Origin of the sequence: Vibrio caribbeanicus ATCC BAA-2122, from assembly GCF_000165125.1 — a bacterium.
Lineage (GTDB): Bacteria > Pseudomonadota > Gammaproteobacteria > Enterobacterales > Vibrionaceae > Vibrio > Vibrio caribbeanicus.
Window position 1 is genome coordinate 1 of the sequence record NZ_AEIU01000066.1, and the last position, 23,310, is coordinate 23,310.

Sequence of the window (23,310 nt, forward strand, 5' to 3'; positions counted from 1 at the left end):
TAATGCTAGGGTTTTTTCGTTTATGCTATCTAACACATTGATCAAGTTGAACTTCTTTCAATAATGCCAACTTCAAGCTGGCATTGGGATTATTTTTTATTAAAGTACTATATCTCTAATTTCTGCGTCTACTTTGCATAAATCATGGGTAGATTTGATTCTCTGAATAGTACCGCAACGACCGTGAATAAGCAGCGTTTCTGTCGTTGCGAGATTACCATTCCTTTTTACGCCTTCGACTAGGTCTCCTTTAGTGATGCCCGTTGCAGAAAAAACAATATCATCAGAACTGACTAGATCATCAAGTCGAAGTACAGTATTTGGTATGACACCCATTGCCTCACAGCGTTGCTGTTCTTTTTGACTATGAAGCGTATTTTCCTTGTTACTACCTTTTACGTCTGATCTGAGTAACAAGCGAGCCTGCATATCTCCACCTAGTGCTCTTAGCGCAGCAGCGGAGATAACTCCCTCAGGTGCGCCGCCTGTACAATATAGGACGTCAATATCGCACTCTGGTAGGCAAGTCAGTATCGATGCGGCGACATCTCCATCAGGAACAGCAAATACACGTATGCCCATCGATTGCATCTTAAGAATAATATCATCGTGGCGTGGTTTGGCTAATGTGATCACTGTTACTTCATTGAGAGGCTTATTGAGCGCTTTTGCTGCGGCTCTCAAGTTGTCTTCAATTGATTTATTGAGGTCAATGATTCCTTTCAAAGACGGACCTACAGCGAGCTTTTCCATGTACATATCAGGTGCTTTGAGGAAGCTGTCTTTTTTTGCAGCAGCCAGTACACTGACAGCGTTTAGCTGTCCCATGGCTGTCATGCGAGTGCCTTCTATAGGATCAACAGCAATATCGATTGGTTCAGAGCCTGTGCCAAGCCGTTCGCCGATGTACAACATAGGTGCATCATCTATTTCGCCTTCACCTATGACAATCTCTCCACTGATATCAGCATGGTTTAATACATGGCGCATAGCTTCTACTGCGGCTTCATCAGCGGCGTTTTTGTCTCCTCTTCCTAACCACTTATGACCTGCGAGCGCGGCTACTTCGGTTACACGAGCGAAGTTCATGGCTAAATCGATTTTCATTAAGTACTCCAATCTTTGGGCTGTGGATATTAACTTTTTGCGAGTTTAACACAGTAAATTTAATTAACAGCCAAGATGGATTGGTGCGGAGGCAACAAACTTGTTGATATAAAAAGTCACTTTGTGCTTCTAAGTAAAACAATTGTCAAATTGCGCTGTTTTTTTCGTCGAATAGTACAAAAACTGCAAGATAGCGCGTGTTTCTCAGCGTCTTGCTGAGTAGAATGGAAGAAACGGGTCTGGTGGAGAATCCACTTGTTAGAATCCAAATCAGCATATTGAAATAGGTAGGCTAAAATGTCATTTGAAGTGTTAGAAAAACTAGAAGCAAAAATTCAAACTGCAGTAGATACTATTGCTTTGCTCCAAATGGAAGTTGAAGAACTTAAAGAAGAAAAGCAGAAGCTCGCATTTGAAGCAGATGAACTCCGTTCTGATCGCGAAGAGTTAGAACAAAAAGCTCAGCAGATGCAGCAAGAACATTCCGCTTGGCAGGAGCGTATTCGCAACCTGCTAGGTAAAATGGATGAAGTTGAATAAAATTTATAAAAGGAGGCTGAAACGGGTTTTTAGCTTCCTTTTGTTTTCAGCCAAACGAATGCAGTATTTTTAACCGTTATTTCGGCCTGACACCTAACGTATGGCATAGTGCGTATGTCATCTCCGCTCTGTTCAGTGTGTAAAAGTGAAAATCTTTTACTCCTTCTCTACTCAGAGTTCTCACCATATCAATTGCCTGACTGGCTCCAACTAATTGGCGTGTGACTGGGTCATCATCAAGTCCATCAAATTGTTGTGCCATCCATCCTGGAATTTTGACCGCATTTTGCTTTGCAAAACGAGCCGCTTGACGAAAATTAGAGACTGGCAATATGCCGGGGATAATCTCCACATCAATACCAGTGGCAACACAACGATCACGAAAACGCAGATAACTCTCTACATCGAAAAAGAACTGGGTAATTGCCCTACTGGCTCCAGCGTCAACTTTTCTCTTTAAGTTGAGTAAGTCGGCCTGAGCGCTTTTGGCTTCAGGATGGACCTCTGGGAATGCAGCTACCGAAATGTCGAAGTCGTGGCGTGCTTTTAATAGCTCAACTAAGTCAGAGGCATACATGTCTGGCTTTCCGCCATGTGGTGGAATATCTCCTCTCAAAGCCACAATGCTTCTAATACCATTTGACCAATAGTCATCAGAGATTTGCTCTAATTCTGTTCGAGATGCGTCAATACAAGTCAAATGCGGAGCGGCTACTAGGCCAGTTTCAGCCTGAATATCTTTGATAATAGAGTGAGTACGATCCCGTTCTCCAGAGTTTGCCCCATACGTTACCGAGATAAACGTCGGCTCCAATACCTTGAGTCGGTGAACCGAATTCCAAAGTGTGGTTTGCATCTGCTCGTTACTAGGCGGAAAAAATTCAAATGAAACCTTAATATTATCAGAGAGCTCTGCAATATTTTGGTTAAGTGCATCTATGTGGCTGGCGTGTGTGTATCCCATCTTGTTTATCCCTTGTCCTAGCAAAATATCGACGTTTAGACGTCTATATGTCTAAATCATGTGCTGAATAGGGGTTAATGTCAATACTGAATTTATGAATTTTTTTCATAAATAGATTGAACAAAATTAACATTAGGGCCGGGAGGTTAAAAGCGCGGTGTTCACCGCGCTTTTATACTTAGATGAGTTGGGCTAGACGGTTTAAATCAGATTGAATGGCTCCAGCGGTGACCTCTTTACCTGCACCAGGCCCCCGAATAACAAGTGGGTTATCTTTGTACCAAGCGCTTTCTATTGCAAAAATGTTGTCGCAAGGCAGTAAGTTTGCAAGTGGGTGATTTGCTTCAAGGGCCTCGATTGCCACCGTTGCATTACCTTGTTTATTGAGACGAGCAACATATCGAAGCACTTTATTTTGGCTATGAGCTTGCTCTAAGCGCTCTGCCATAGATTGACTGAGTGACTCACTTTTCTCGAAGAAGTCATCCAGTGATATTTTTGCCAGCTCTTCGGGAACTAAGTTTTCGACACACACACTTTCAGGCTCAATATCAAGTCCAGCCTCTCTCGCTAAAATAACCAACTTGCGCATGACGTCAGAGCCATCCAAATCATTTCTGGGATCTGGCTCGGTTAATCCCTGTTGCCAAGCCAATTCGACTAGTTGAGCAAATGGTGTCGTGCCATCGTACTGTTGGAAAAGCCAAGATAGAGTTCCTGAGAAAATCCCAGATAAAGCAACGACAGTATCACCGCTTTCTCTTAAGTCCCTGACTGTATGGTTGATAGGTAAACCAGCACCGACAGTGGCATTATATAACCAATGGCGATTTACTTTAGAGAAAGATTCTTTCACCTGTTGATAAAAATCTGTTGGGGCAGCTCCAGCCACTTTGTTGGCAGAAATAAGATGTATACCTTGTTTGGCTATATTTGGATACTGTTCTGTAAGGCTATGACTTGCTGTTACGTCTAAGATGACAACATCATCATATCCCTCAATGGCCCCAAGCTGATCTATCCAAATATTATTTTCGTGGCGAATGGCCTCGTTTTCAAACAAGTCGTTTGCTTGAGCTGAAGCGATTCCGTTTGGCTCAAACCAATATAGTTGACTTCCGACTATTGCAACAAGCTCAAAATTTAATCCGTGCCTTTCCTCTAGTGTTGCTTTTTGTTGGTTAAATAATTCAAGCCAGCTTGAGCCAATATTTCCTTTTCCACACAAAGCGACAGCTACTCTTTTTTGTGCTTTGAATAGTTGTTGGTGAACCGATTGAACTAGAGTTTGTGTCTCGGTTGCTTTCAGTACAGCAACGATACTCAGTCCTGATACGGCTTCGGTAATAAATTCTATGTTTGAATTCTTAAGCTGCTGGTAGAAGCCAAAGCAATGACTGGCATTTTTGCTAACACCTGCCCCTACAGCAGCAACCATCGAATAACCCTCGTGTAACTTTATCTCTGCGCCAATACCTGCTTCTTGGAGGTAATCAAGCGCTCCTCTAACAACCTCATGAGTATAAGCAAGCCGAAGAGTACGGCTTTCTGTTTGCACTTCGTATGCCAGGGGCTCAACTTGAAGCCTACTGAGTAAGGTAAGGACTTCACTATGACCTTTATTAAAGTCATGTTGAGGTAAAAAATGTAATTGGATGATAAATACTTCATCAAGCGAGGTAATTATTTTAGCTCCCCGGCCCGAAGCAAGGACACGTTCGATTCTTGTTGAGCCTGATTCAGGGAAATGACTACATTTTAAGTTCAAATCCATAGTACTTTGCGACACAGGTTGTAAGGTTCGGTTATGAAGCACAGGTGCCGCGAGCCTGGCGAGTTCACTCGCTTCGTCTAAGCGCAGTAATGGCAGTAAGCATGCATCAGAAACAAGGCGAGGATCAGCACTGTATACACCAGCCACGTCACTCCAGATGGTGACAGCCTTTACGCTCGCTAGTGCGCCGATCATAGTGGCTGAATAGTCTGAACCGTTTCTTCCTAGTAAAACCGTTTGCCCTTGTTTGTCCTGAGCCATAAAGCCCGTGATCACAATACGTTGATGAGTATGTTGTACCAAGAGCTCGTTCAATAAGGGTAAGGAATCCCCCCAATCAATTTCAGGTTGAGTTTTTGCTTCTGCTCTGAGAAAGCATCGTGCATCGACCGAGATTGACGGTAAGTCTTGTTGGCGAAGAAGCGCTGCAAGCAGTCGACACGACCATATTTCACCGTGCCCAAGAACTGAGGCTTGTACCTTTTCCGATAGTGGAAAAGTGAGGTTTGCCAACGTTGATAATTCATCATTGAGTTGAGCTGTTAATTGTTGTTTTTCTTGACCAATAGTGAGCTCTTCAATTAACTTGAGTTGATATTGGCGAATACCCTGCAGTTCAAGGTGTGCTGCTCTTCCATCTATATTGATGGCTTCGGTAAAAGCAATTAAATGATTGGTCGTTTTACCGGCTGCAGACACAACAATAAGATCATTAGGGTGAGAATAATCTTTGATCAGTTTCGCCACACGTAAGTAGCATTGTGAGTCAGCGAGGCTACTGCCACCGAATTTGTGTAATTGTCGATCGGATATCATTAGACTGTCCCCTTAACGGCAGAAAATGCGTGCTTTAGATCAGCAATAAGGTCGTCAGCGTTCTCCAAACCAATTGATAGACGCAGTAACTGCTGAGAAATTCCAGCATCGGCCAACGCTTCTTCTCCCATCGCACGGTGTGTCATTGAGGCTGGGTGGCATACTAGGCTCTCCACTCCACCCAAGGATTCTGCTAATGAAAAAAGTGATAAATGATTCACAAATTGTTTTAATTGTAAAAAGTTTCCGGAAAACTCGAAGCTCAGCATTGAACCAAACCCTTTCTGTTGTTTCTTGGCTATCTCATGTCCAGGATGTGACTCTAAACTTGGGTGGTAGATACAGCCGACTAGCGACTCATCTTTCAAATAGTCGAGAACTACATTGGCGGTCTCTTCGTGAACTTTCATTCTAGCACTTAGTGTTCTGAGGCCACGGAGTGTCATATAACTATCAAAGGGCGTGCCTGTGGCACCAATACAGTTTCCCCACCATGCTAGTGTCTCAGCATGCGTTTTTAGTTTACTAATGACAACGCCACCTATGACATCAGAGTGCCCATTAATAAATTTAGTCGTCGAGTGAATAACAAAGTCAGCGCCCAGCTCAAGTGGCTTTTGTAAGATAGGAGTTAGGAAAGTGTTATCGACTGCAACCAGTGCGCCAACATTGTGAGCAGATAAGCAGAGGCTTTCTATATCGACTACTTTCACTAGTGGGTTAGATGGTGTCTCGATTAGGATGAGCTTCGGCTTTTGTTCCAGTGCTTGTTCGACCGCTTTCTGATCGGATTGATCAATAAAGAGTACTCGAAAGTCTCCTTTCTGAGCACGAGAAGAAAAAAGTCGATACGTACCCCCATAGCAATCATGAGGAGCAATAATTAGGTCTCCTTGCTCGAGAAAAGCCGTTATCCATAGGTTTAATGCAGAAGTACCACAGTTTGTTACCACGGCACCCTCACCCGACTCGAGTTCATAGAGTGCTTTTTCTAATGATCCTCGATTTGGGTTTCCTGAACGGGTGTAGTCATATTGAGGCACGTCACCAAAAGTAGAGAAACTATAATTAGTCGACAAATAGAGCGGAGGGACAACGGCATTAAATTGAGTATCAGATTCAATACCCGTTCTAACCGCAATGGTTTCGACTTTACGCTGAGACATTTGTGTATCCTTACGATCTGAATAATTGGACAACCCCTATTTATTCTGTATCAAGAACGTTACTTTCGGGATCTCTGTGTTAACTGTCACTATACTTTACTTTTGAATTTTATAGACGTCAATATATCTAGACGTCTATATGTCTTTGCTTATGGCTATTAATACCGCTAAAATTGCGGGTAATATTTCTAATCGATGACAACTGGTAAAGGTGCGTAATGGCAAAGTGGAATGGTGAGTATATTAGCCCGTATGCTGAACATGGAAAGAAAAGCGAGCAAGTAAAGAAGATTACGGTGTCTATCCCATTAAAAGTGCTAAAAGTTTTAACCGATGAACGAACTCGTAGACAGATTAATAACCTACGTCATGCGACGAACAGTGAGTTGCTCTGTGAAGCATTTTTGCATGCTTATACAGGGCAACCATTACCAACAGATGAAGACTTGCGCAAGGATCGCCCAGACGATATTCCTGCTCAAGTAAAACAACTTATGACAGAGATGGGGATTGAATTTGAAGCGTTTGATGACTAGCTGGAACATCTGTTTAAGAGGTTAATGAGTTTCATGCTGCAGCCTTTTCAAAAGCTGCAGCATGGACAAAGAGTGTTTACTCTGCCATGTAATTAGCTGGCATATCAATTCGTGCTACACCCGAATCTACAGCAGCCTGAGCAACCGCTTTTGCGACTCTTGGTAGTAAACGAGGATCCATAGGTTTAGGTATGATGTACTCGGATCCAAAGCTCAGGGCGTCAACACCAGCGGCTTTAAGAACCTCCTCAGGAACTTCCTCTTTAGCCAACTCACGGATAGCATCGACTGCGGCTAATTTCATCTCATCATTAATTTCACTGGCACGCACGTCTAGCGCACCGCGGAAAATAAATGGGAAGCACAATACATTGTTTACTTGGTTTGGATAATCACTGCGTCCAGTTCCCATAATAAGGTCATTACGTACCTGATGTGCTAACTCAGGCTTAATTTCTGGATCTGGGTTTGAGCAAGCAAATACAACAGGTTTCTCGGCCATAAGAGCCAATGACTCAGGTGCCAGCAAATTAGGTCCTGATACTCCTAGGAATAGATCCGCGCCTTCGATAACGTCTTCTAAGGTGCGTTTGTCGGTATTGTTTGCGAATAGCTGTTTGTATTCGTTCAGGTCTTCACGGCGGGTATGAATAACACCTTTACGATCTAGCATGTAAATTTTTTCACGCATTGCACCACATTTTATCAGTAGCTCCATGCAGGCTACAGCAGCAGCACCGGCCCCAAGGCAGACAATGGTTGATTCTTCTAGCTTTTTGCCTTGTAGCTCAATAGCATTTAACATGCCTGCCGCGGTAACAATGGCGGTTCCGTGCTGGTCGTCGTGAAAAATAGGGACGTCACATCGTTCGATCAACTGTTTCTCTATCTCGAAACAATCCGGTGCTTTGATATCTTCAAGATTAATACCGCCAAACGTATCTGCAATGTTTGCAACGGTATCAACAAACTCTTCAATTGTGCGATGTTTTACTTCAATGTCGATAGAGTCTAGCCCTGCAAAGCGTTTAAATAATAGTGCTTTTCCTTCCATAACTGGCTTAGAGGCCATAGGCCCAAGGTTACCTAATCCTAGAATGGCTGTTCCGTTTGAGATGACAGCAACCATGTTACCTTTTGAGGTATATTTGTATACATTATCTACGTTTTGAGCGATCTCTCGTACTGGCTCTGCAACACCTGGGCTATATGCTAGGGCGAGGTCTTTCGCTGTCTCTGCTGGTGTGGTGAGTGCTATAGCAATTTTTCCAGGCGTTGGTGATGCGTGGTAGTCTAATGCGTTTTGACGAAATTGCTCTTCGGGAGATAATGTTTTTTGGTTATCGTCGGACATAGGTGTAGGTACTCGTTATTGATTATATGGAAAAGGAAGATTCCATTCTAGAGTAACTCTGTCGACCTGCATAGGTAGGAAAAGGTGTGCAAACGATAAAAAGTCAGAATTTAAAGGTGATAAGACCAGATCAAATTATATCATCTTGTAGGTATGTTAATTTATTTATTGATAATGCTAATAAATGTAAAAAATAGAGTAATAGATACTAAAAAGGACGCCTTGGCGTCCTTTGTGGTATTCGGTTAAAAGCAACCAATTACTTTTTGCTTGATAGTGCACCAAAGCGTTTGTTGAAGCGATCAACACGACCACCAGTATCAACGATACGTTGTTTACCAGTATAGAATGGGTGACATTTGTCACATACGTCTAAGTGGATTGATTCTTTTGTTAGTGTTGAGTTGAACTCAAAAGAATTACCACAAGAACAAGTTGCTTTTACTGCTTTGTATTCTGGATGAATGCCAGCTTTCATGGGAGAACCTCTAAAATATAGGCCGTGTCGCTATCCGATTCTTTGCCGGACACCACACGTAGTTAATTGTCAATTGATGTATACCGCTTGTGAGCCATATCATCAAGGCGCGCTATTTTAATGAATACTAAGCTGCGGATCAACCTATCGATGCCTAATTCGTATTTTTTTTCGTCACTTTAGGTTTTTTCTAGCTCTTCCCTCACTGATTTTTTTGCCATAGACTGAGAGCTGTGGTTTTCACTCATACCTAATTTAATCTATGCAACCAAATATCGCACTTGTGGCGCTGCCTGTTCCGCTCGATAGAGAGTTTGATTATCAAATTCCAGACTACTTATCCCCTTCTATTGGTGGACGTGTATTAGTTTTATTTGGTCGGCAAAAGCTAGTTGGTATCGTAACAGAGTTGAAGAATCACTCCGACGTGCCTGTTGATAAAATTAAGCCTATCATAGAGGTCATTGATGAGAAGTCACTTTGGCCTGAATCTTTATATAATTTACTTTTGTGGTGTAGCCGTTTTTACCAGTACCCATTGGGTGATACCTTTTCGAATGCTTTGCCCGGTGCGTTGCGAAAAGGTAAAGAAGCCAAACTCAGTGCCTCGATTGAATGGCGTTTAACTACACAAGGCCGAGAACAACTTGCGATAGGGTTTGGCCGTGCAGTTAAACAAGCAAAAGTCATGCATATGCTTGAACGAGGTTCTCTCGTACAACACGACATTACTACTCAAGATGTCAGTACCTCGGTTTTAAATAATTTAGCTCAAAAAGGCTGGATTGAATCGGTGGTAACTCAGCCTCATCCAATAAAATGGGGGAGCGATATTGAAGCTGTTGCGGATAAGCCTCAACTCAATACTGAACAAGCAATAGCCATTGCTAGTGTGAATAATAATCATGGCTACCATTGTTATCTTTTAGAAGGAATTACCGGTTCGGGAAAAACGGAAGTTTATTTAAACTTGATTAAGCCAGTATTGGAGCAGGGGAAACAGGCGTTGGTATTAGTCCCTGAAATCGGCCTAACCCCCCAAACTATCAGTCGATTTAGGAACCGCTTTAATGTCCCTATTATGGTTATACATTCCGGTTTGAATGAGACTGAAAGGGTCACAGCATGGTTGAGTGCATATGAGAGTCGCGCTGGTATCGTGATTGGAACTCGCTCAGCATTATTTACCCCCTTTGATGCCCTCGGCATTATTATTGTTGATGAAGAACACGATGCGTCCTACAAGCAGCAAGACAGCCTGAGATATCATGCGCGTGATGTCGCGATTATGCGGGCAAATATTGAAAATATTCCTATTGTGCTTGGTTCTGCAACACCAGCTCTAGAAACGCTCAATAATGCTTTAACGGGTAAATACCACCATCTTACTCTATCGGTGAGAGCAGGAAACGCCTTGCCGACCACAAACAAGCTTTTAGATGTGAGAGGGTTATTTCTTGAAAGTGGTCTTTCTGCTCCTTTGATTGCAGAAATGCGAAAACATCTCGAATTGGGTAATCAGGTTTTACTTTTTCTTAATCGCCGAGGGTTTTCACCTGCATTGATGTGCCATGAGTGTGGGTGGATTGCAGAATGTAAGCGATGTGATGCTTATTACACTTATCACCATTACACTCGTGAAGTTCGCTGTCATCACTGTGGTTCTCAGCAACCCGTTATTCATCAATGCCAGAGCTGTCAATCTAGTCATCTGCTGACAGTAGGCGTAGGTACTGAGCAATTGGAGTGTCAGCTATCGGAATTATTTCCCGACTATAAGTCGATTCGAATCGATCGAGATAGCACGCGTAAGAAAGGTAGCCTGGAGGATGCACTTGATGCCATTCGAAATGGTGAATACCAGATTCTTATTGGGACGCAAATGCTGGCCAAGGGGCACCATTTCCCAAATGTTACCCTAGTCGGGCTCTTAGATGTCGATGGCTCACTCTACAGCAGTGATTTTCGTGCATCAGAGCGTTTAGCCCAACTTTTTATTCAAGTGTCAGGGAGGGCTGGTAGAGCAAGCAAGCCAGGTGAGGTTGTGCTACAAACTCATCATCCAGAGCACCGCTTGCTGAAAACTCTGCTCGTGGATGGATATCACCATTTTGCCAAAGAAGCTTTGATCGAGAGGAAAAATGCTCACTTACCACCGTTTACTTTTCTTACTCTTGTTCGTGCAGAGGCGAATCGTTCAGACTGGGTTGAAGAATTTTTGCGCCAAGTACGCCATATTCTTGAAGCCCACCATTTTTTCAACGTTGGCTGCCAAATCCTTGGCCCAACGCCTGCACCTTTAGCCAAAAAAGCAGGTAAATATCGTTGGCATCTTTTAGTTCAAGCACAAAAACGCTCGATAATGCAGCAGTTACTTCGTGACACCAAAGAAGCCATCGCGTCTTTACCTATGGCAAAGCGAGTTCGTTGGGGGTTGGATATCGAGCCGCATGATATAAGTTGAGCTTTAAAATGTATTATTTCGTAGAAATTGACTAGAAATATCTGTTGATAGAAATCATATTCACCTCTTTTTCATTTATTTGTGACTGAAATCTCACCTTGGCTGCTGGTTTTGTTATGTCCCCCGTAACTTTGTGGTTTGAATTGAATAAACTAGATTATGTGCAATGTGTTGCGTTGAAAGCAGAAGTAATGGATTGATCGTTTGCTTTATAGAGTTTAGTGATAATATTGGTACTAAGTCGCAGCGTAATACAAATCAACGAGTCCGATAATGAGATACATTTTTAGGTCAGTACTTTCGATACAAAATCTGACTAATCGATTAACAAGGAGGGTTAAGACAATATGGCGACAATGAAGGATGTTGCTCAGCTTGCGGGTGTTTCTACAGCGACTGTCTCTCGGGCGTTGATGAACCCTGAGAAGGTATCTTCTGCAACAAGGAAAAAAGTAGAAGATGCGGTCTTAGAAGCAGGTTACTCACCAAATTCTCTCGCTAGGAACCTTCGTCGAAATGAGTCGAAGACCATAATCGCTATTATTCCTGATATCTGCGATTCGTATTACACGGAGATCATTCGAGGAATAGAAGATGCTGCGATGGAACACGGTTATCTTGTTTTACTTGGTGATAGTTGTAAACAAAAAAGACGTGAGAGTTCGTTCGTAAACCTTGCTTTTACAAAGCAAGCGGATGGTATGCTTTTACTGGGTACTGATTTGCCTTTTGATGTCAGCAAACCGGAGCAAAAGAATTTGCCTCCTATGGTTATGGCATGTGAGTTTGCCCCTGAACTAGAATTACCGACGGTTCATATTGACAATCTAACTTCAGCTTTTGAGGCTGTTAACTATCTGACTCAGCTCGGACATAAGCGAATTGCTCAGATCTCTGGTCCAGAGTCTGCCGTCTTGTGTCAATTTAGGCATCAAGGTTATCAGCAAGCTCTCAGACTGCGGGGGTGACTATGAATGCCAACTACTGTGTGTATGGTGATTTTAGTTTTGAAGCTGGTGAAGTGGCAATTAGACAGCTGCTGTCTCTCTCAGACGTACCTACTGCAATCTTTTGTCACAATGATGCTATGGCCATTGGTGCTATTCAAGCTGCTAAAAAGTTGGGATTGAAAATACCACAAGATCTTTCTATTGTTGGCTTTGATGATATCCACTTTGCGCAATATAGCGATCCACCTTTAACCACAATCTCTCAGCCACGGTATGAAATTGGGCGTCAAGCCATGTTAATGATGCTTGAGTTATTGAGAGGTCATGATGTTAGGGCTGGGTCACGTTTGCTTGAGACAAAATTGGTTGTTCGTGGCAGTGCAGCTCCTCCGAGAGTATTCACTTGACGGTGATATTTTAGATTCAATTTTGAAGTAATGCTTCCATTTGCATACTGTCATCTTATCTCAATCTGCATTACCATAGCGTTAGTTAGCAAAAATGGTAATGATACTAAATTGTGGCAAGTAGAGATTATGTAAAACGGGGACGAGGCAACAGGAACCAGCCTAAAAAAAGAAATCAGTCTAAAAGCCGCCGTAAACCGTGGAGAAGCGGCTTATTAGCTTTAATTTTATTGGGAGCATTCGGCTTTGGCTTGTTTACTTTAAGTCAAGATCCTGAACCGGAAGAGGCTAAACCAGTTGCCACTCAGGCTAAGCCAAAGCAGAAGAAAATCTCCTCACTTCCAGCGCCCCCAGAAGAAAAGTGGGGTTACGTGGATAGCCTGCCCAATCGTGAAATTGAGGTAACGGCAAAAGAGCAGGTTGTCTCTAAGATCCCTTACATCATGCAGTGTGGTGCTTATAAGCGTGCTGACCAAGCAGAGGCACGTAAGTTAGACATTGCTTTTCAGGGGCTGAATAGCAAAATTCGTAAAAAAGAAGACAGTAGTTGGTACCGAGTCGTTTTGGGACCCTACAAATTCAGACGCGACGCTGAACGTGATAAGCATAAACTGCAGCGGGCTAAAATCGAACCTTGTGCTATTTGGAAAGAATCTCAATAAAGCGGAAATAGCGAGCCACTTCGGCTCGCTTTTTTTTCGCTGCTCTCATCTAATTAATATTGAGTCATGATGTTTTCAGGAGGCATTGGGTTTGTCACTTGAATTCGTGACATCGAGTCCCTATATATTCTGAAACGAAAGGTAAAAACTATTATGAGGTCCTGCTTGTGACTACTATTGTATCTGTACGTCGTAACAATAAAGTTGTTATTGCTGGTGATGGGCAAGTGTCCCTAGGGAACACGGTTATGAAGGGGAATGCACGCAAGGTGCGTCGTCTCTATAACAATAAGGTTCTGGCTGGCTTTGCAGGCAGTACTGCTGATGCTTTTACTTTATTTGAGCGCTTTGAAAGTAAATTGCAAATGCATCAAGGCCATCTGACTAAAGCTGCTGTTGAGCTAGCGAAAGATTGGCGCAGTGATAGGGCGCTGAGAAAGCTTGAAGCTTTATTAGCTGTCGCCGATGAAACAGCTTCTCTAATCATTACTGGCAATGGCGATGTCGTTCAACCTGAACATGATCTGATCGCTATTGGTTCAGGTGGTAACTTTGCGCAGGCAGCAGCTACTGCCTTACTGGAAAATTCAGAGCTAGATGCTCGTGAAATAGCGGAAAAATCGCTCAAAATTGCGGGTGATATTTGTGTGTTTACTAATCACCATCACACTATTGAAGAACTAGAAATCGTTGAATCAGAGCAAAATCAAAAATAGTGTTTGTGATAATTGAAGGAATTTTAATATGTCTGAAATGACCCCTCGTGAGATAGTGCATGAGTTAAACCGCCATATTATTGGTCAAGACAAAGCCAAGCGTTCTGTTGCTATTGCTTTACGTAATCGTTGGAGACGAATGCAGTTAGAAGAGAGCTTGCGTGCTGAAGTTACGCCTAAGAATATTTTGATGATAGGCCCAACGGGTGTCGGTAAAACCGAAATTGCTCGTCGACTTGCAAAGCTTGCTAACGCCCCTTTTATTAAAGTGGAAGCGACAAAATTTACCGAAGTCGGCTATGTCGGTAAAGAAGTTGAGACCATCATTCGAGACTTGACTGATGTTGCGATAAATATGACTCATCAACAAGCAATGGAGAAGGTAAAGTTTCGTGCTGAAGAGCAAGCTGAAGAGCGTATATTAGATGCTCTACTTCCACCCGCTCGTGATGCGTGGGGGCAAAATGAACAGCAAGAAGAAGGAACATCAAATACTCGCCAAGTCTTTCGTAAAAAGCTGCGAGAAGGAAAACTCGATGATAAAGATATCGAGGTTGATTTGGCAGCACCTCAAATGGGGGTAGAGATAATGGCTCCTCCCGGTATGGAAGAGATGACCAATCAACTTCAAGGTATGTTTCAAAATCTTGCCGGAGACACTAAGAAAAAACGTAAGCTTAAGATCAAAGATGCCCTAAAAGCTTTAACAGAAGAAGAAGCCGCTAAATTAGTCAATCAGGAAGAGCTCAAAGAACAAGCCATTTACAATGTTGAAAATAACGGCATTGTTTTCATTGATGAGATTGACAAAATTTGTAAACGAGGTGAAAGCTCAGGACCAGATGTTTCTCGAGAGGGGGTTCAAAGAGACCTACTTCCTCTGATAGAGGGAAGTACAGTCTCAACTAAGCATGGGATGGTTAAGACGGATCACATTTTGTTTGTGACATCGGGGGCATTCCAAGTAGCGAAACCCTCTGATTTGATACCTGAATTACAGGGACGCCTTCCCATCCGCGTGGAACTTGAAGCCCTGTCAAGTGAAGATTTTAAACGCATTTTAACAGAACCTAAAGCATCACTTACGGAGCAATATATTGCATTGATGCAGACAGAGAACGTCGATATTGAATTCACGGAGGATGGCATTGTTCAAATTGCTGAAGCTGCTTGGACAGTGAATGAAACAACGGAAAATATTGGGGCTCGTCGTTTGCATACTGTTATGGAGCGTTTGATGGATGAAATATCTTTCGATGCAACGGATAAAGCAGGCTCGAAGCTAACTATTGATGCTGACTATGTCAAAACACGGCTTGGTGAGTTTGTTGAAGATGAAGATCTTAGTCGCTTTATCTTATAGAACAAGCGTGTTTAGAAAGCTGGCCCTTTGGTCAGCTTTTTGTTTTTTATAACCTTGAGTTTTCTCTTTTTAAACTTAAAGTTACCTAATTGATAAGTGAGAGTAGTTAATGTTAGACGACTGGAGACCTTCTGCTGATATTTCAAAAATTCGTCAGCGTGCTCAGGTACTACAAAAAATTAGACAATTCTTTTGTCAAAGAAATGTACTCGAGGTTGATACTCCTGCAATGAGTCACTCCACGGTGACAGATATCCATTTAGATACGTTTGAAACACATTTTATTGGTCCCGGTTATGCGAGCGGCAGGAAGTTATTTTTTGCCACAAGCCCAGAGTTTCATATGAAGCGTTTATTGGCTGCGGGTAGTGGATGTATTTATCAATTAAGTAAAGCATTTCGTAATGAAGAGAGCGGCCGTTTTCACAACCCCGAGTTCACGTTACTTGAGTGGTATCGTGTCGGGTTTGATCATCATAAGCTTATGGATGAGATGGCTGATTTATTACAACTTATTCTTCAATGTAAGACGCCGAGCAGGATGACATACCAGACGGCCTTCATTGATACCCTAGGGGTCTGTCCTTTGTCTGATCCTATGGATAAGTTGAAAAGCGTAGCATATGACCTTGGCTTGGAAGATATCGCAAGGGATGAAGAAGACAGGGATACCTTGTTACAGTTACTTTTTAGTATCGGTGTTGAAACAAAGATTGGTCACTCTGATCCGGTTTTCGTCTATGACTTCCCGGCTTCTCAGGCGGCACTTGCAAAGATTAGCCAGGTTGATAAAAGGGTTGCAGAACGTTTTGAAGTCTACTTTAAAGGAATAGAGCTTGCCAATGGCTTCCATGAACTAGAGGATCCCCGAGAACAGTTGCAACGTTTTGAGCGTGACAATCTAAAAAGGGTAGCAAGAGGGGAGGAGTCGCAGCCAATAGATCGTCACTTGATAGCGGCCTTAGAATCAGGTTTACCATCATGCTCTGGGGTCGCGTTGGGTGTTGATAGGTTGGTTATGCTGGCAACTGCAAGTGATCACATTGATCAAATATTAGCGTTTCCTTTTTCTCGTGCGTAAGACAGCTATATATTGTACAGGAGCTTAGAGGTAAATTGATGCACTATTCGGAATTCTCAGCGCAATAGGCTCGCTAACTCCTTTCAAGCTCGGTATACTCAAGGGCTAAAATTTCATTAGAGCGGAAAACATGCAAGAGTACATCGCATTTTTTGAAGAGAACACGCTTCTCTCTCTGGTTTGGGTAGGTTTATTTATTGCTCTTATCATGACCATAATCAAGTCAAGTACCGCAGCTTATAAAGAGATATCAGTTGCGCAGACGACACATTTAATGAACCGAGAAGAGGGTCTTGTCGTTGATATTCGAACCAATGATGAATATCGAAAAGGGCATATAACCGATGCGGTTCACATTTTACCATCGGATATTAAGTCAGGTAATCTAGCGGGACTTGAAAAACGCAAGTCAGACCCAATCATCGTAGTATGTAATACGGGTCACAACGCTCAAGAGAGCGCTAATCTTCTCGCTAAAGCTGGATTTGAAAATGTTAACTTGCTTAAAAATGGTTTAGTTGCATGGCGTGAGGCTAACTTACCTTTAGTTAAAGGTAAGAAGTGATCAGTTCACTGAGAATTTTTCGGAATTAGACGATATATCGTACATTAAAGGATATAAACATGGCTGAAGCAGCACCACAACAAGAAGCTCAAAACTTTGCTATTCAACGTATTTTTCTTAAAGATGTTTCTTTTGAAGCACCTAATTCACCAGATATGTTCCAAAAAGAATGGAACCCTGATGTAAAATTAGACTTGGATACACAAAGCCGTGAGCTTGGCGAAGGCGTTTACGAAGTTGTTCTTCGTTTGACGGTAACGGTTAAAAATGCAGAAGAGAATGCTTTCCTTTGTGAAGTTCAGCAAGGTGGTATCTTTACCGCTGAAAAGATGGAAGCAGGTCAACTGGCGCATTGTTTGGGTGCTTTTTGTCCAAACATCCTGTTCCCATACGCTCGTGAAACGATCTCTAGCTTAGTTGTTAAAGGAACCTTCCCTCAATTGAACTTAGCACCAGTAAATTTTGATGCATTGTTCATGAATTATCTTCAACAGCAAGCACAGCAAGAAGGTGCCGTTGAAGCGTAAGCTTTAACTTTTGGAACTACAAATTAGTTGTTTTAAATGCACAACGTGATGTTTATATGCGCTGTGCATTTTTGTTTCCACGATACTCTAAGCAATGACGTTAGGTTTTAACAAGGCCAAATTAATGAAACATAATAATGACAATAAAAACACTCAAAATGTTGCTATGACGGTTCTTGGCGCTGGTTCGTATGGTACGTCGCTCGCAATTTCTCTCGCGCGCAATGGTGCCGATATCGTTTTGTGGGGGCATCAATTAAAACATATGGAAAGGTTACAAGCCGACCGCGCAAACCATCAATTCCTGCCCGACATTTCTTTTCCTGATTCGTTAATCATTGAGTCTGATTTACAAAAGGCAGTTGCGGCTAGTCGAGATATTTTAGTTGTAGTACCAAGTCATGTGTTTGGCTCAGTATTGGCTCAGATTAAGCCTTTTCTTAATTCAGATTCGCGTTTATGTTGGGCAACTAAAGGGTTAGAGCCAGAAACAGGCCGTTTACTGCAAGATGTTGTTGAGGATGAGTTGGGCGATGGCTATTCTTTGGCAGTATTATCGGGCCCGACTTTCGCCAAGGAATTAGCTCAAGGAATGCCAACGGCAATCTCTGTTGCATCAACAGACAATGGGTTCGTGCAGGACTTGCAAGAAAAAATCCATTGCAGTAAAAGCTTTCGTGTGTATGCCAATAACGACATCATTGGCATGCAGCTCGGTGGTGCGGTTAAGAATGTGATAGCCATTGGTGCAGGGATTTCTGACGGTATTGGCTTTGGTGCAAATGCTCGAACCGCACTTATAACACGCGGCTTGGCAGAGATGACTCGTCTAGGTGTGGCTTTAGGAGCACAATCAGAAACTTTTATGGGCATGGCTGGATTAGGTGATTTAGTGTTAACCTGTACTGACAACCAGTCCCGCAACCGTCGTTTTGGTTTGGCACTTGGCAAAGGTCAGAGTGTTGAGATGGCACAAAAAGAGATAGGTCAGGTTGTGGAGGGGTATCGAAATACTAAAGAAGTCTATACTTTGGCAAGCCATGTTGGGGTTGAAATGCCCATTGTTGAGCAAATTTTTCAAGTATTATATGAAGCAAAGAGTGCTCATGCAGCGGCAGTGGACCTATTAGCTCGGGATAAAAAAACCGAGGGGTAGTGTCTTGATGTTGTTAGCATTCTATTGTTCTTATGAACAGTGAGTTGGTAAAGGATATGAAAACCTGTGAAATCAAAAAAGTTTGGCAAACAATTGTAAAGGAAGCGAGGCAACTATCTGAGCAAGAGCCAATGCTAGCAAGCTTTTATCATGCAACCATTATCAAGCACGATAATCTGTGCGCTTCATTAAGTTACATTCTTGCTAATAAATTGAACACAGCTTCAATGCCAGCAATGGCGGTAAGAGAAGTTATTGAAGAGGCTTTTAATGCCGATGGGACACTCGGTGATGCCGCGGCATGTGATATCTGTGCGACGGTAAATAGAGACCCTGCCGTCGAGATGTACTCAATGCCCTTGCTTTATTTGAAAGGTTTCCATGCTTTACAAGGTTATCGGGTTGCAAATTGGTTATGGAAACAGGGGCGGATCGCACTAGCAACTTATTTACAAAATCAAATTTCAGTTGCCTGCCAAGTCGATATTCATCCCGCTGCACAGATAGGTCAAGGTATCATGCTTGACCATGCGACAGGCATTGTTATTGGTGAAACCGCTGTTGTTGAAAATGATGTCTCAATCTTACAAGATGTAACATTGGGAGGAACAGGGAAAGAAAGTGGTGATCGGCATCCTAAGATACGAGAAGGTGTCATGATTGGAGCTGGGGCCAAAATACTTGGTAATATCGAAGTTGGGGAGGGAGCGAAGATTGGCTCTTGTTCAGTAGTCTTGCAAGCTGTTCCTGCCCACACCACAGCGGCAGGGGTGCCAGCTAAGATCGTAGGTAAGCCAACTACAGACAAACCATCTTTGGACATGGACCAACAGTTTAACGGCCGTAATCAAAGCTTCATTGCTGGGGACGGAATTTAGAGAGGGTTTCCTTTCGTGTTGTTGGGGACTAGCCAACAAAGTCCCCTTTTTATTGTGTTTGTTAGTCTAGGGCGTCGAGTTCGTTAACGACTTCTTTTGCCCACTCAATCCAAGCCTGACGCATGACAAGGTTGCGGCGCAATGTAAGACGCTCTAGGCGTTGCTGTTTGTCTAACGCATTCATATTCGCGTAGTAGCCACGTTCAATTTCTTGATAGTGATTAACCAACTGCTCTGATTCATCAACCAACCCTTTTAGCTGGTTTTTATAGGCAGTAGAGGGCTGCACAGCGCAAGCCATTAGCTTTGCAGAAAACTCATCTCTGACCGTTGGGTGTGCACTTGGCTGCTCAAACCATTCACCTAGAGCAGTACGTCCGGCTGCAGTAATCGAATAAACCTTCCGGTCCGGTTTTCCTTCTTGAGGCTGCAATACACATGTAACTAGATTGTTTTGCGCCATCTTGTTGAGTTCACGATAAACTTGTTGATGGCTGGCTTTCCAAAAATAGCCGATGGTTGCAGAAAATTCTTTAGTGATATCGTATCCAGTGGCATCGCGTGTGCTTAATACGGTTAAGATAACGTGTGGTAATGACATGTCTTCAATCCAAATGGTCAATAAACTTCTTAATACAAACCACTTGACTGCTATTGCGCTTCTGCAGGCGCATTTAACTTAAAGCAACAAGTGGCACCAACAATGTTGGTCATGTCACCTAAAAAAGCCGTTTATCACCTAGGTTCGATAGTAAAAATATCGAAGGCACTTTAGCCTATTAGATTTATAGTGTAGCTAAAGAACGCTTATTATATCTAAATAATAAGCATAGAGTGGAATAGAAGAATAAAATACCCCAAAAAACTGATAAAAGTCTCAGTAGTGAGTCAAAAATAGAGAATTATTTTGCATTCTGTCCATTAATCTCTCAGTTTGAGCCAGATAGTCTCCTGAAAAAGTGGCTCAAACTGATAAAAATGGGGGTGTAGTTTAATAAGCTCCCACCTTTTCTCACCGTTAACCCGTGTTTCTCATTCCCGCCGCAATGCCTGCAATGGTTACCATAAGTGCTTCATCAAGCTCTGGCAGTACGGTTTGATTTTTTCTGGTGCGATAAAGTAGTTCGGCTTGTAACATATTGAGCGGTTCAACGTAGATATTACGCAACCGAATTGATTCTTGACCCCAAGGATCGCTTTGCATCAGATTTTCGTTGTTCTCTACATTCAACACCGTTTGTATATCTTGTGCTAACTGCTTGCGTAACTTATCTCCCAAAGGTTGATATTGTTTATCCACAAGGCGTTCATCGTAGTGTTTGGCTATCTCAATGTTACATTTACTGTATACCATCTCTAGCATCCCTAAACGGGTCGAGAAAAAAGGCCACTCTCTGCACATCTCTTCTAATAGAGCTTGATGTCCTTCGTTGATTGCAGCTTGAATCGCTTCACCAGCTCCAAGCCAAGCCGGAAGAACAAGTCGATTCTGGCTCCATGAGAATATCCAAGGAATGGCCCTCAGACTTTCAACGCCACCTTGTGGATTTCGTTTGGCAGGCCTTGAACCAAGCGGAAGTTTGCCAAGTTCAAGTTCTGGTGTCGCTTGACGGAAGTAAGGGACAAAGTTTTTATCAGCGCGCACGATATTACGATAGGCTCGGCAACTGACTTCCGATAATGTAATCATTAGCGAGCGCCACTGTTCTTTTGGCTCTGGTGGTGGCAGTAGATTGGCTTCTAAAATTGCACTAGCGTATAAACTAAAACTATTCACAGCGACCTCTGGCAATCCCAGTTTGAAGCGGATCATCTCGCCTTGCTCGGTTACTCGTAAACCACCTTTAAGGCTTTTGGGTGGCTGAGATAACAGGGCGGCATGAGCAGGTGCACCGCCACGACCAACCGTTCCCCCACGTCCGTGAAAGAGTGTTAATTCAATACCTTCCTTTTCTGATACTTGAACAAGAGACTCCATCGCATGGTATTGAGCCCAGCCAGCAGACATAACGCCAGCATCCTTAGCTGAATCCGAATAGCCAATCATGACCATCTGGTGGTTTTGGATAAAGCCTCGATATAAGTCGATGTTCATAAGCTGCTGAATTACAGATTCAGCATTATTAAGATCCTCAAGTGTTTCGAAAAGAGGACAGACTTTCATCCGATATGGACAGCCACATTCTTGCAGGAGAAGATGGACAGCTAGTACATCTGAGGCTGTGCGCGCCATGGATATGACGTAGGCCCCAAATGCTTCTTCAGGCTGAGAGGCGATCACTTTACATGTATTTAAAACTTCTTGAACATCGTCTGAAGGTGTCCAGTTGCGTGGTAGTAGAGGGCGTTTTGAGGCCAATTCATTGGTAAGAAATGCAATTTTATCTTGCTCACTCCATTGGCTATAATCACCGAGACCAAGGTAGCGAGTCAGCTCTGCCAGGACGTTTGCATGTCGAGTGCTCTCTTGGCGAACGTCTAAGCGAACTAAATGAACACCAAAAGTTTTTATTCTGCGCAGGGTGTCAAGTAGTGACCCATCGGCTATTATTCCCATCCCACTTTCATGCAGTGACCGATAACAAGCGTAGAGAGGTTGCCACAGTTGATCCACATGTTGAAGTGGTGCCTTTTGAGTTAAGCTTTCTCCGTTGATTTTCGCGTCAAGGATGTCTTTGGTTTCATTTAGCATGCTGCGTAGGTGTTTTAGAATCGCGCGATACGGTTCGTGCTCGTCTGTTCCTGCTAATTTTCTTACGCTATCGTTACACTTTGTCATTGATAGTTCACTGAACAGCTCGTTAATATCATTAAGGTAGAGGTCTGCAGCTTTCCAGCGAGACAATAATAAAACTTCACGAGTTATTTGGTGGGTGACAAAAGGGTTACCATCACGATCTCCTCCCATCCATGATGAAAAGTGTACTGGTCGAGCATGGATCGGAAGGCCTTCTCCCAAATAATCAATAAGTCTTTGGTCAAATTCTCTCAGAAAGTCAGGTACGGCCTCCCACAGCGAATTTTCTACGACTGCAAACCCCCATTTTGCCTCGTCAAGTGGTGTTGGGCGTTGTTTGCGAATCGTATCTGAGTGCCAACTTTGTGCAATCAACTGTTCTAGTCGACGCTCAGTTTTTCTGCGTTCTTTTATCGATAAATCGGCAAGCTCTAACTGCGACAAGCATTTGTTAATTTTTACTAGCTTATTTATCATGGTTCGACGTGTGATTTCGGTCGGATGAGCAGTAAGAACCAGTTCAATATTAAGGTCTTTTATAGCCTGACTGGTATCAGTGTCACTCACTCCTTTTTCTGCCAATTTAGCAAAAAGGGTGCTGAGTGAGTCTGGTTCACAAACATGAGTATCACAATGACGAGAGATGGTATGGTACTGCTCCGCCATATTGGTTAGGTTAAGAAATTGATTAAAAGCGTGTGCAACAGGGGCGAGCTGATCATTTGGCAGGTGTTTTATCTCATCGATAAGGCTTGCTCTATCATCCTTGTTACCAGCCAATGCAGATTTTGATAATTGACGAATGGCTTCTACTTTCTCAAGAAGTGCTTCACCATGTGCATCTTTAATGGTGTTACCTAGTAGGTGTCCCAGCATGCTCACATTACTTCTGAGAGCAGAGTATTTCTCATTCATTACATTCTACCTTGAAAAAAAATTACATCTAACATTCCATATCAGAATATCAATCTAGCGAAAAAGATCCTTTCTAGTCAATTGCCAATCATACCTTTGTGCTATTTTTTTCACCCTAAATTTTGAACTCGAATTGATTGCCACCACCAAGATA

19 protein-coding genes and 1 pseudogene are annotated in these 23,310 nt (G+C 42.8%); 12 read left to right on the top strand and 8 right to left on the bottom strand.

Annotated features, from left to right (window positions below):
• Positions 1 to 99 precede the first annotated feature (99 nt).
• On the bottom strand, positions 100 to 1,107 hold the full coding sequence (gene glpX, locus RH40_RS07600; protein ID WP_009600853.1) for a class II fructose-bisphosphatase: 1,008 nt from the start codon (positions 1,105 to 1,107) through the stop codon (positions 100 to 102).
• 297 nt (positions 1,108 to 1,404) lie between these two features.
• On the opposite strand from glpX, the gene zapB reads away from it, so the two are divergent.
• Positions 1,405 to 1,647 carry a cell division protein ZapB gene (gene zapB / locus RH40_RS07605; protein WP_009600854.1) on the top strand — a complete coding sequence of 81 codons (243 nt, stop codon included), beginning with the start codon at positions 1,405 to 1,407 and terminating at the stop codon, positions 1,645 to 1,647.
• Between the two features lie 76 nt (positions 1,648 to 1,723).
• Here the strand turns inward: zapB and metF are convergent, their stop codons facing one another.
• The 3 genes from metF to RH40_RS07620 all read right to left on the bottom strand — a co-directional run bounded on the left by metF (position 1,724) and on the right by RH40_RS07620 (position 6,367).
• Positions 1,724 to 2,611 (bottom strand): methylenetetrahydrofolate reductase, encoded by an 888-nt coding sequence (gene metF / locus RH40_RS07610; protein WP_009600855.1) that lies wholly within the window; start codon positions 2,609 to 2,611, stop codon positions 1,724 to 1,726.
• Between the two features lie 178 nt (positions 2,612 to 2,789).
• Positions 2,790 to 5,201, bottom strand: coding sequence for a bifunctional aspartate kinase/homoserine dehydrogenase II (locus tag RH40_RS07615; protein ID WP_009600856.1), 2,412 nt, complete (start codon positions 5,199 to 5,201; stop codon positions 2,790 to 2,792).
• Positions 5,201 to 6,367 carry an O-succinylhomoserine (thiol)-lyase gene (locus RH40_RS07620; protein WP_009600857.1) on the bottom strand — a complete coding sequence of 389 codons (1,167 nt, stop codon included), beginning with the start codon at positions 6,365 to 6,367 and terminating at the stop codon, positions 5,201 to 5,203. The genes RH40_RS07615 and RH40_RS07620 overlap by 1 nt, the downstream gene beginning before the upstream one ends.
• A 218-nt stretch (positions 6,368 to 6,585) precedes the next feature.
• Here RH40_RS07620 and metJ point away from each other — a divergent pair, with 218 nt between their 5' ends.
• Positions 6,586 to 6,903: a met regulon transcriptional regulator MetJ gene (gene metJ, locus RH40_RS07625; protein WP_009600858.1), complete on the top strand. Its 318-nt coding sequence runs from the start codon at positions 6,586 to 6,588 to the stop codon at positions 6,901 to 6,903.
• A gap of 76 nt (positions 6,904 to 6,979) precedes the next feature.
• Here metJ and RH40_RS07630 read toward each other — a convergent pair whose 3' ends face one another.
• Both RH40_RS07630 and rpmE read right to left on the bottom strand, forming a co-directional pair.
• Positions 6,980 to 8,257, bottom strand: a complete 1,278-nt coding sequence (locus RH40_RS07630) for a malic enzyme-like NAD(P)-binding protein (protein ID WP_009600859.1) — start codon at positions 8,255 to 8,257, stop codon at positions 6,980 to 6,982.
• Between the two features lie 259 nt (positions 8,258 to 8,516).
• Positions 8,517 to 8,735: a 50S ribosomal protein L31 gene (rpmE, locus tag RH40_RS07635; protein WP_006963341.1), complete on the bottom strand. Its 219-nt coding sequence runs from the start codon at positions 8,733 to 8,735 to the stop codon at positions 8,517 to 8,519.
• Positions 8,736 to 8,997: 262 nt separating this feature from the next.
• On the opposite strand from rpmE, the gene priA reads away from it, so the two are divergent.
• From priA to cysE, 10 genes and pseudogenes are all read left to right on the top strand, one after another.
• On the top strand, positions 8,998 to 11,199 hold the full coding sequence (priA, locus tag RH40_RS07640) for a primosomal protein N' (RefSeq protein WP_009600860.1): 2,202 nt from the start codon (positions 8,998 to 9,000) through the stop codon (positions 11,197 to 11,199).
• Positions 11,200 to 11,546: 347 nt separating this feature from the next.
• Positions 11,547 to 12,556, top strand: a pseudogene (gene cytR / locus RH40_RS07645) (DNA-binding transcriptional regulator CytR).
• A 113-nt stretch (positions 12,557 to 12,669) separates the two neighbouring features.
• Positions 12,670 to 13,218: an SPOR domain-containing protein gene (locus RH40_RS07650; protein ID WP_009600861.1), complete on the top strand. Its 549-nt coding sequence runs from the start codon at positions 12,670 to 12,672 to the stop codon at positions 13,216 to 13,218.
• A 167-nt stretch (positions 13,219 to 13,385) separates the two neighbouring features.
• The gene (hslV, locus tag RH40_RS07655) at positions 13,386 to 13,934 is read left to right on the top strand and encodes an ATP-dependent protease subunit HslV (RefSeq protein WP_009600862.1); all 549 of its coding nucleotides are present in this window, start codon (positions 13,386 to 13,388) and stop codon (positions 13,932 to 13,934) included.
• 28 nt (positions 13,935 to 13,962) lie between these two features.
• On the top strand, positions 13,963 to 15,297 hold the full coding sequence (hslU, locus tag RH40_RS07660; RefSeq protein ID WP_009600863.1) for an ATP-dependent protease ATPase subunit HslU: 1,335 nt from the start codon (positions 13,963 to 13,965) through the stop codon (positions 15,295 to 15,297).
• Between the two features lie 109 nt (positions 15,298 to 15,406).
• Positions 15,407 to 16,378, top strand: a complete 972-nt coding sequence (epmA, locus tag RH40_RS07665) for an elongation factor P--(R)-beta-lysine ligase (RefSeq protein WP_009600864.1) — start codon at positions 15,407 to 15,409, stop codon at positions 16,376 to 16,378.
• Positions 16,379 to 16,508: 130 nt separating this feature from the next.
• Entirely contained in the window at positions 16,509 to 16,943 is a 435-nt protein-coding gene (locus tag RH40_RS07670; RefSeq protein WP_009600865.1) for a rhodanese-like domain-containing protein, read from the top strand.
• 59 nt (positions 16,944 to 17,002) lie between these two features.
• On the top strand, positions 17,003 to 17,470 hold the full coding sequence (secB, locus tag RH40_RS07675) for a protein-export chaperone SecB (protein WP_009600866.1): 468 nt from the start codon (positions 17,003 to 17,005) through the stop codon (positions 17,468 to 17,470).
• Between the two features lie 124 nt (positions 17,471 to 17,594).
• Positions 17,595 to 18,626 carry an NAD(P)H-dependent glycerol-3-phosphate dehydrogenase gene (gene gpsA / locus RH40_RS07680; RefSeq protein ID WP_009600867.1) on the top strand — a complete coding sequence of 344 codons (1,032 nt, stop codon included), beginning with the start codon at positions 17,595 to 17,597 and terminating at the stop codon, positions 18,624 to 18,626.
• 56 nt (positions 18,627 to 18,682) lie between these two features.
• Positions 18,683 to 19,504, top strand: a complete 822-nt coding sequence (gene cysE / locus RH40_RS07685) for a serine O-acetyltransferase (RefSeq protein WP_009600868.1) — start codon at positions 18,683 to 18,685, stop codon at positions 19,502 to 19,504.
• A gap of 61 nt (positions 19,505 to 19,565) precedes the next feature.
• Here the strand turns inward: cysE and RH40_RS07690 are convergent, their stop codons facing one another.
• Together RH40_RS07690 and ppc are read right to left on the bottom strand one after the other, a co-directional pair.
• Positions 19,566 to 20,105 carry a PadR family transcriptional regulator gene (locus RH40_RS07690; protein ID WP_009600869.1) on the bottom strand — a complete coding sequence of 180 codons (540 nt, stop codon included), beginning with the start codon at positions 20,103 to 20,105 and terminating at the stop codon, positions 19,566 to 19,568.
• 417 nt (positions 20,106 to 20,522) lie between these two features.
• Positions 20,523 to 23,156, bottom strand: coding sequence for a phosphoenolpyruvate carboxylase (ppc, locus tag RH40_RS07695; protein ID WP_009600870.1), 2,634 nt, complete (start codon positions 23,154 to 23,156; stop codon positions 20,523 to 20,525).
• Positions 23,157 to 23,310 lie beyond the last annotated feature (154 nt).

Bases quoted from the DNA above. Each gene is read 5' to 3' on its own strand.
- glpX (WP_009600853.1), bottom strand. From the start codon at position 1,107: ATGAAAATCGATTTAGCCATGAACTTCGCTCGTGTAACCGAAGTAGCC.
- zapB (WP_009600854.1), top strand. From the start codon at position 1,405: ATGTCATTTGAAGTGTTAGAAAAACTAGAAGCAAAAATTCAAACTGCA.
- metF (WP_009600855.1), bottom strand. From the start codon at position 2,611: ATGGGATACACACACGCCAGCCACATAGATGCACTTAACCAAAATATT.
- RH40_RS07615 (WP_009600856.1), bottom strand. From the start codon at position 5,201: ATGATATCCGATCGACAATTACACAAATTCGGTGGCAGTAGCCTCGCT.
- RH40_RS07620 (WP_009600857.1), bottom strand. From the start codon at position 6,367: ATGTCTCAGCGTAAAGTCGAAACCATTGCGGTTAGAACGGGTATTGAA.
- metJ (WP_009600858.1), top strand. From the start codon at position 6,586: ATGGCAAAGTGGAATGGTGAGTATATTAGCCCGTATGCTGAACATGGA.
- RH40_RS07630 (WP_009600859.1), bottom strand. From the start codon at position 8,257: ATGTCCGACGATAACCAAAAAACATTATCTCCCGAAGAGCAATTTCGT.
- rpmE (WP_006963341.1), bottom strand. From the start codon at position 8,735: ATGAAAGCTGGCATTCATCCAGAATACAAAGCAGTAAAAGCAACTTGT.
- priA (WP_009600860.1), top strand. From the start codon at position 8,998: ATGCAACCAAATATCGCACTTGTGGCGCTGCCTGTTCCGCTCGATAGA.
- hslU (WP_009600863.1), top strand. From the start codon at position 13,963: ATGTCTGAAATGACCCCTCGTGAGATAGTGCATGAGTTAAACCGCCAT.
- epmA (WP_009600864.1), top strand. From the start codon at position 15,407: ATGTTAGACGACTGGAGACCTTCTGCTGATATTTCAAAAATTCGTCAG.
- RH40_RS07670 (WP_009600865.1), top strand. From the start codon at position 16,509: ATGCAAGAGTACATCGCATTTTTTGAAGAGAACACGCTTCTCTCTCTG.
- secB (WP_009600866.1), top strand. From the start codon at position 17,003: ATGGCTGAAGCAGCACCACAACAAGAAGCTCAAAACTTTGCTATTCAA.
- gpsA (WP_009600867.1), top strand. From the start codon at position 17,595: ATGAAACATAATAATGACAATAAAAACACTCAAAATGTTGCTATGACG.
- cysE (WP_009600868.1), top strand. From the start codon at position 18,683: ATGAAAACCTGTGAAATCAAAAAAGTTTGGCAAACAATTGTAAAGGAA.
- RH40_RS07690 (WP_009600869.1), bottom strand. From the start codon at position 20,105: ATGTCATTACCACACGTTATCTTAACCGTATTAAGCACACGCGATGCC.
- ppc (WP_009600870.1), bottom strand. From the start codon at position 23,156: ATGAATGAGAAATACTCTGCTCTCAGAAGTAATGTGAGCATGCTGGGA.